The sequence below is a fragment of the Ilyobacter sp. genome, assembly GCF_041583315.1.
In the GTDB taxonomy this organism is placed as follows: domain Bacteria; phylum Fusobacteriota; class Fusobacteriia; order Fusobacteriales; family Fusobacteriaceae; genus Ilyobacter.
The window spans coordinates 1-7374 of sequence record NZ_JBFHGC010000073.1; the positions used below are offsets into that span (position 1 = coordinate 1).

The 7374-nt window shown below is 36.7% G+C and carries 6 protein-coding genes; all 6 read left to right on the plus strand.

From position 1 onward, the window contains the following. Positions 1 to 235: 235 nt before the first annotated feature. Positions 236 to 2695: a DNA gyrase subunit A gene (gene gyrA, locus ABZA26_RS04070; protein ID WP_372713240.1), complete on the plus strand. Its 2460-nt coding sequence runs from the start codon at positions 236 to 238 to the stop codon at positions 2693 to 2695. A 50-nt stretch (positions 2696 to 2745) separates the two neighbouring features. Then, entirely contained in the window at positions 2746 to 3174 is a 429-nt protein-coding gene (locus tag ABZA26_RS04075) for a hypothetical protein (protein ID WP_372713241.1), read from the plus strand. A 90-nt stretch (positions 3175 to 3264) separates the two neighbouring features. After that, the gene (locus tag ABZA26_RS04080) at positions 3265 to 4038 is read left to right on the plus strand and encodes a hypothetical protein (RefSeq protein ID WP_372713242.1); all 774 of its coding nucleotides are present in this window, start codon (positions 3265 to 3267) and stop codon (positions 4036 to 4038) included. A gap of 12 nt (positions 4039 to 4050) precedes the next feature. Next, positions 4051 to 4506, plus strand: coding sequence for a YfcE family phosphodiesterase (locus tag ABZA26_RS04085; protein WP_372713243.1), 456 nt, complete (start codon positions 4051 to 4053; stop codon positions 4504 to 4506). Positions 4507 to 4607: 101 nt separating this feature from the next. Beyond that, positions 4608 to 5624: a phenylalanine--tRNA ligase subunit alpha gene (gene pheS / locus ABZA26_RS04090; protein ID WP_372713244.1), complete on the plus strand. Its 1017-nt coding sequence runs from the start codon at positions 4608 to 4610 to the stop codon at positions 5622 to 5624. A 31-nt stretch (positions 5625 to 5655) separates the two neighbouring features. Beyond that, the coding region (gene pheT, locus ABZA26_RS04095) for a phenylalanine--tRNA ligase subunit beta (protein WP_372713245.1) at positions 5656 to 7374 on the plus strand (1719 nt) is incomplete at its 3' end.

Consider the following 7374-nt stretch of genomic DNA (forward strand, 5'->3'; position numbering starts at 1 on the left):
GCTGATATACTTTTTGACAAGCTGATGGGAGACAAAGTAGAGCCTAGAAGAAACTTTATCGAAGAGCACTCTCACTTTGTAAAAAACCTGGACATATAACTCTGGCAATAAACAGGGAAAAAATAAAAAAGAGAAACGCTAAAAATCGAGCTAAAAAAACAGCTAGTTTTATTCCAATCAGATTTTCTGTAAAAACCGGAAAATCTGATGTAATAACAGCCACGGGAGGAGAACCATGTCTAATATAAATGTCAGATACATCGAAGAGGAGATGAAACAATCTTACCTGGATTATTCCATGAGTGTTATTGTAAGTCGTGCTCTTCCAGATGTAAGAGACGGTCTGAAACCGGTACACAGAAGAATACTTTTTGCCATGAGTGAGATGGGTATGACTCATGACAAACCATTTAAAAAATCAGCAAGAATAGTAGGAGAAGTACTAGGTAAGTATCATCCTCACGGAGATTCGGCAGTATACAATACAATGGTGAGAATGGCTCAGGATTTCAACTTTAGATATCAGCTTATTGACGGTCACGGAAACTTTGGTTCCATAGACGGAGATTCAGCTGCGGCAATGAGATATACAGAAGCAAGAATGTCGAAAATAACGTCGGAACTTCTTGTGGATATAGATAAGAATACCATAGACTACAGGAAAAACTTTGACGACTCACTGGATGAGCCCCAGGTTCTCCCGGCAAAACTGCCAAACCTTCTTCTGAACGGAGCAACAGGAATAGCAGTAGGAATGGCCACAAATATACCTCCTCACAATTTAGGAGAGCTTTTAGAAGGTATACTGGCCCTTATTGAAAACAAAGATATAACCTCTGAAGAGCTAATGGAATATGTAAAAGGTCCTGACTTCCCTACTGGAGGAATAATCGACGGAACTAAGGGAATACACGAAGCCTATACAACAGGAAGAGGAAGAGTAAGAGTCCGTGGAAAAGTAGATATAGAAGAGCTTAAAAACGGAAAATCAAACATAATAATAACAGAGATACCTTTTCAGGTAAATAAAGCAAGAATGATAGAGAAGATTGCTGAACTTGTAAAGGAGAAAAAGATCACGGGAATAACAGACCTGAGAGATGAATCTTCTTCAAGAGAAGGTATGAGGGTAGTAGTAGAGCTGAAAAAGGATGAGGAGCCTGAAATTGTACTGAATAAACTGTACAAATATACAGAACTTCAAAATACTTTTGGAATAATACTTCTGGCTCTTGTAGACAACGCTCCGAAGGTGCTGAACCTAAAAGAGATATTAAACCATTATATAAATCACAGGTTTGATGTAATAACAAGAAGAACAAAATACGATCTTGAAAAATCTGAAAACAGAGCCCACATATTGGAAGGATTCAGAGTAGCTCTAGAAAATATAGACAGAATAATAGAGATAATAAGAGCTTGTAAAGACGGTAATGATGCAAGAGAACAACTGATAGAAAAATACAGTTTCTCAGACCTTCAGGCTAGATCCATCCTGGATATGAAACTTCAGAGATTGACTGGTCTTGAGAGAGAAAAGGTGGAAAATGAGTATACAGCTCTCATGGAACACATAAAGGGACTTAAGGAAATTCTGTCTAATGACGAGAAAGTCTATGACATCATCAGAGATGATTGTGAAGATCTGAGAGAAAAATACATTGATGACAGAAGAACTCAGATAGAGGAAGAGAGACTCGACATAAATATAGAGGATCTAATTAAAGATGAAAAAGTAATAGTAACCCTTACAAACAAAGGTTATGTAAAAAGAATGGGACTAGATAAGTATAAAGCCCAAAAAAGAGGCGGAAAAGGTGTATCTACCCAAAATACTGTAGAGGGTGACTTCTTAGAAAATATGTATACGGCGTCAAATCTGGATACACTTATGATTTTCACAGACACCGGAAAAGTATACAACCTGAAGGTATATGAGATACCTGAGTTTTCAAAGCAGTCTAGAGGAAAACTCATAGCCAACCTCATAAATCTTCAAGAGGATGAAAAGGTAAGATCTATAATAAAGACCAGAGAGTTCAGCGAAACTCAGGACCTTTTATTTGCAACAAAAGAAGGGGTTGTGAAGAAAACAGTCTTAAGCGAGTTTAAGAATCTAAACAGATCGGGACTGAGAGCTATAAAACTTAAAGAAGGAGATGACCTCATATTTGTAGGACTTGTAGAGTCTCCAAACGATCAGGTGTTTATAGCGACAAAAGACGGATATTCTATAAAGTTCCCACATGAAAATGTAAGAAACATGGGAAGAGCAACTGTGGGAGTAAGAGGAATCAACCTGAGAAAAGACGATGATGTAGTCTCTGCTGTAATCATAAAAAGAGAAGATACTACAATTCTAACTGTAACAGAAAACGGTTATGGAAAGAGAACCAGGGAAGATGAATACCCACTTCAGTCAAGATCTGGAAAAGGTGTAATCAACCTGAGATGTAATGAAAAAACAGGTGTAGTAGTAGAGGTGACATCTGTAACAGAGGAAGAGGAGCTTATGGCAATAACTTCTAACGGAATAGTAATAAGAACTCCTGCAGACACAATATCTCTCATAGGAAGAGCCACACAAGGTGTAAGAATAATGAGGGTAGAGGAAGATGAAAAACTGGTAAGTATAGTAAAAGTAATGAAAAATATAGAAGAAAAGATTTTAGAAGAAGAAGAAAACGCAGAATAAAAAGGGGGGACTAAAAGTCCCTTCTTTTTAATAATTAGAGAGGTGAGAAGTTGAAAAATATAATCCTATTATTATTGTCTATGTACATATTTGGGTGTTCTTCTGTTGACCCTCAAAAGACAGTCGAGGAGAGCTCATATCACTTTGATACCCCAGAGGCAGTTATAGAGGTATATTATGCAGCCCTCAGAACAGGGAATAAAGATCTGTTAAACAGCTGCTTTATAGACAAAAAAAATCTGACAATTGTAGGGAAAATGAGAAATATTCAGTATAAAATAAGAAGGAAGAGAATTGTTTCTAAAGAGGAATTAGCTGTGAGAAACAGCGGAAGCACCCCTAATGTTTTGAAAGAGGGGGACGTGGAACTTTTTTTATATGAAACAATAAAGAATAACACGGAAGAGATGACTTTTATTCTCAGAAAGCAGGGGGGAGAGTGGCGTATATACAGCCATTCATTGGGGTATTATGTATGACAAAAAAATCTTTATAAAAACACCCTTGTTATGTTAAAATAGAATGAAGTGGTTTAGTTTTTATCGCTTTTTTGGGGGAGTGGTGATTTTATGTTGAGAAGAGTACTGATTCTTTTTGGAAATGAACTAAACACAGAAAATCTTTTAAAAACAGGAAAAGCACTGAAGGAAAATTATAATTGTGAGATAAAAGGCCTCTATGTGAGAGACCTTAGAAAACATGAGATTATCCCTCCGTCAGTAGAGGGGCTAGTGGTAGACCCGTCATCTAGATATATAGTAGAAGAATGGGAAAAATTTGAGAGTGAACAGATAACTATTCTCAAAGATAAATTTAGTTCTTATTTTGATGAAAAAGACCTCATTGTAAAAGACGGGGTAACTCCTGATACTACTCTAGAGGAACTCAAGGGATATGATCTCCTTATTTTGGGAAAAGGGGAAAGAATTTCACCTGACTTGAAGTTTATTCTGAAAAACCACTATAAACCTATTATAATCGTTTCTCAAGAACCTGTTAAATTTGATAAGGTAATGGTAGCCAACGACAAAAGCTTCAAAATAAACAAAAGTTTTTTTAGATTTTTGTCAATATTTGAAGATGTAAAAGAGTTTGACTCTTATGCAGTGGGCTTAGAAGAGGAAGAAGACAATAGTTTTACAGAGTATCTAAAAGGCAGTGACAAGGTACTGAGAACAAAAGAGTGCCAGGGAGATGAGCTAGAGGTTCTTTTGGAAGAAGCTGAAAAGCACAGCATGCTCATAATGGGAAATCTGACCCATTCTTATCTTGTGGAAAAAATTACAGGGCATATAGGGGTAAAACTCATAGAGAGTTTAAAAATACCTATATTCATAGCTTAGAAAGAGGAAAAAATGAAAGTTTTAGTTGTTTCTGACAGTCACCAGTGTCTTGAAAAATTAATAGATATTTTTGAAAGGGAAAATCCTGATATTGTTATCTCAGCAGGGGATAACAGCGGTGATGCAATAGACCTTTCAAATATAAAAGAAGAAGCAGTTTACTATATAGTAAGAGGGAACTGTGACTACTTTGATTTTGAAACAGACGATGTTGAGGAATTTGATATTGCAGGAAAAAAAATATTTCTTACCCACGGACATCTTTATGATGTAAAATCAGGATATGAAAAAATAAAAAAAGAAGCCTTAAAAAGACATGTGGATATGGTCATTTTCGGACACACTCATATACCTTATATTGGCAATGAAAATCCTATTTTATTTAATCCTGGCGCAGCTAAAGATGGAAAATATGGGACTATAGAGATTGTAGGAGATGAAATTAAATTTTATCACAAAAAACTCTAAAGATGTAAAACCATAAAAAAGAAAGGCTGCAGGCAAAGCTTGCTTCCTTTCCTTTTATTTTCATATAAAATTTTGGATAAATTAATGAATTGGGAGGAACAATGAGGAACAGAATAGAATCGCTTAAACTTAGTGCAGAAGAAGCCATCTGCAAAGCAGAATCTTTGAAGGCACTCGATGAACTAAGAGTGGGAATCCTTGGTAAAAAAGGTGAGCTAACAGAGATAATGAAGGGGATGAGAGACCTTTCTAAAGAGGAAAGACCTGTAATGGGACAGCTGGTAAACGAAGTAAGGGACTCTATAACAGAGGCTCTAGAGAGTAAAATGGTGGATGTAAAAGAGAAGGAGAAGCAGGAAAGAATATCTTCTGAAAATATAGATATAACTCTCCCAGGAAGAAAAGCTTCATCAGGAAGATACCACCCTATAACTGAAACTATGAATATGCTTAAAGAGATATTTATAGAGATGGGGTTTGATGTGGCAGAGGGTCCTGAAATAGAAAAGACAGAGTATAATTTTGATGCTCTGAATATTCCTGAAAACCACCCTTCTAGAGATTTACAGGATACATTTTATATGTCAGAAGACGTGGTTCTCAGAACTCACACATCTCCGGTACAGGTAAGGTATATGAAAGACAGGAAACCGCCGTTTAGAATGGTGTGCCCTGGAAAAGTATACAGAAGCGATTACGATGTTTCTCACACACCTATGTTTCACCAGATGGAAGGACTAATGGTAGGGGAGGATATATCTTTTGCCAATCTAAAGGCTATATTAACTGAATTTGTAAAAAAAGTTTTCGGTGACACAGAAGTCAGATTCAGACCACACTTCTTTCCGTTTACAGAGCCAAGTGCAGAGATGGATGTACAGTGTGTAATATGTAAAGGAAAAGGCTGCAGACTATGTAAAGACAGCGGGTGGCTGGAAATAATGGGATGCGGAATGGTAGACCCTGAGGTATTGAAAGCAGTGGGATACAATCATGAAGAGGTCACTGGATTTGCATTTGGAATGGGAATAGAAAGAGTAACCATGCTGAGGCACGGAATAGATGACCTGAGAGCATTTTTCGAAAATGATATAAGGTTCCTGAAGCAATTTAAGTAAAAATAAAAGAAAAACGATGTTGGAGGAAACGATGTTAATTTCACTAGATTGGTTAAAACAGTATGTGGATATAAAAGAAAATGCTAAAGAGCTTGAAAATACTCTTACTATGATAGGGCAAGAGGTAGAGGCTATAGAGATTCAGGGAGAAGGTCTGGATAATGTAGTGGTAGGACAGATAGTAGAATACGGAAGACATCCTGAAGCGGAAAAGCTGTCTCTACTAAAGGTAGAAGTAGGAGAGGAAGAACCTCTTCAGATCGTATGCGGAGCTCCCAACCATAAAAACGGAGATAAGGTAGTAGTGGCAAAACTGGGAGCAATACTTCCTGGAGATTTTAAAATAAAAAAAGCTAAGGTAAGAGGAGTAGAGTCTTGCGGAATGCTGTGCTCTGAGGTGGAACTGGGTATAGGTGAAGACGGGGACGGAATAATAATACTTCCTGAAGATGCACCTGTTGGACAGGAGTATAGAAAATACAGTGGTCTCGACGACATAATATTTGAATTGGAAATAACTCCAAACAGACCGGACTGTCTTTCACATATAGGTATAGCAAGAGAGGTAGCAGCTTACTATAAAAGAAAAGTAAAATATCCTAAGTATGAGATGGGCGAAGTAATAGAGCCTACTTCAAGCCATATACATGTGGAGATAGAAGATAAAGAAAGATGTAAAAGATACTGTACAAGAATCCTAAAGGGAGTAAAAGTAGAGGAATCTCCTGCATGGCTGAAAAAAAGACTGAGATCTATAGGACTTAGACCTATCAATAATGTGGTTGATATAACAAACTTTATGATGTTTGAATATAATCATCCTATGCATGCTTTTGACCTTTCTAAAATAGAGGGAAGTAAAATCACTGTGAGAGAGGCAAAGGCTGGGGAAAAGATAATAACTTTAGATGAAGTAGAGAGAGAATTAAACAACGGAGAGCTGGTAATATCAGATGAGAAAAAGGCTGTGGCCATAGCTGGAATAATGGGCGGACTAAATACAAAAGTTGATGAAAAAACAACTGACATACTTTTGGAAGTAGCTTATTTTACACCTGACAATATAAGAAAAACTTCTAAGTCTTTGGGACTTTCTTCAGATTCTTCATATAGATTTGAAAGAGGAATAGACAGAGAGAATTCTATAGAGGTAATAGACAGAGCTTCTAAGCTCATAAAAGAAATAGCAGGCGGAGAGATCCTCAGCAGTGTAGTGGAAAAATATGTAGAAAAGCATGAAAAGATAGAATTAACTCTCGATATAGACAAGCTTAATAAGTTTGTAGGTAAGGATATATCTGCAGAAACAGTGGGAGAGATCCTGAGAAATCTTGGACTTGAAATTAAATCATTGACAGGTAAAATGCTGACAGTGTGTCCGCCTAGCTACAGAAGTGATCTTATAAGAACGGCCGATCTTTATGAAGAGGTCATCAGAATGTATGGTTTTGAGAACATAGAAGATGTAATGCCTGTGGCAAACATCAAGGCCGGAGTAAAAGATCCAGAAACAGAGGCTGTAGACAAGGTTAAACTTATATTGAAAGAATTGGGACTTCAAGAGGTTATAAATTACAGCTTTATACCTGCTGACGGAACATCTAAATTAAAAATGGATGTAGAAACTATGGCTATAAAAAATCCTATAAATGAAGATTTGGCTGTCATGAGACCGACACTCATATATGGTTTACTTTCAAATATAAGAGACAACTTTAACAGAAATCAGTTTGATCTTGAACTATTTGAA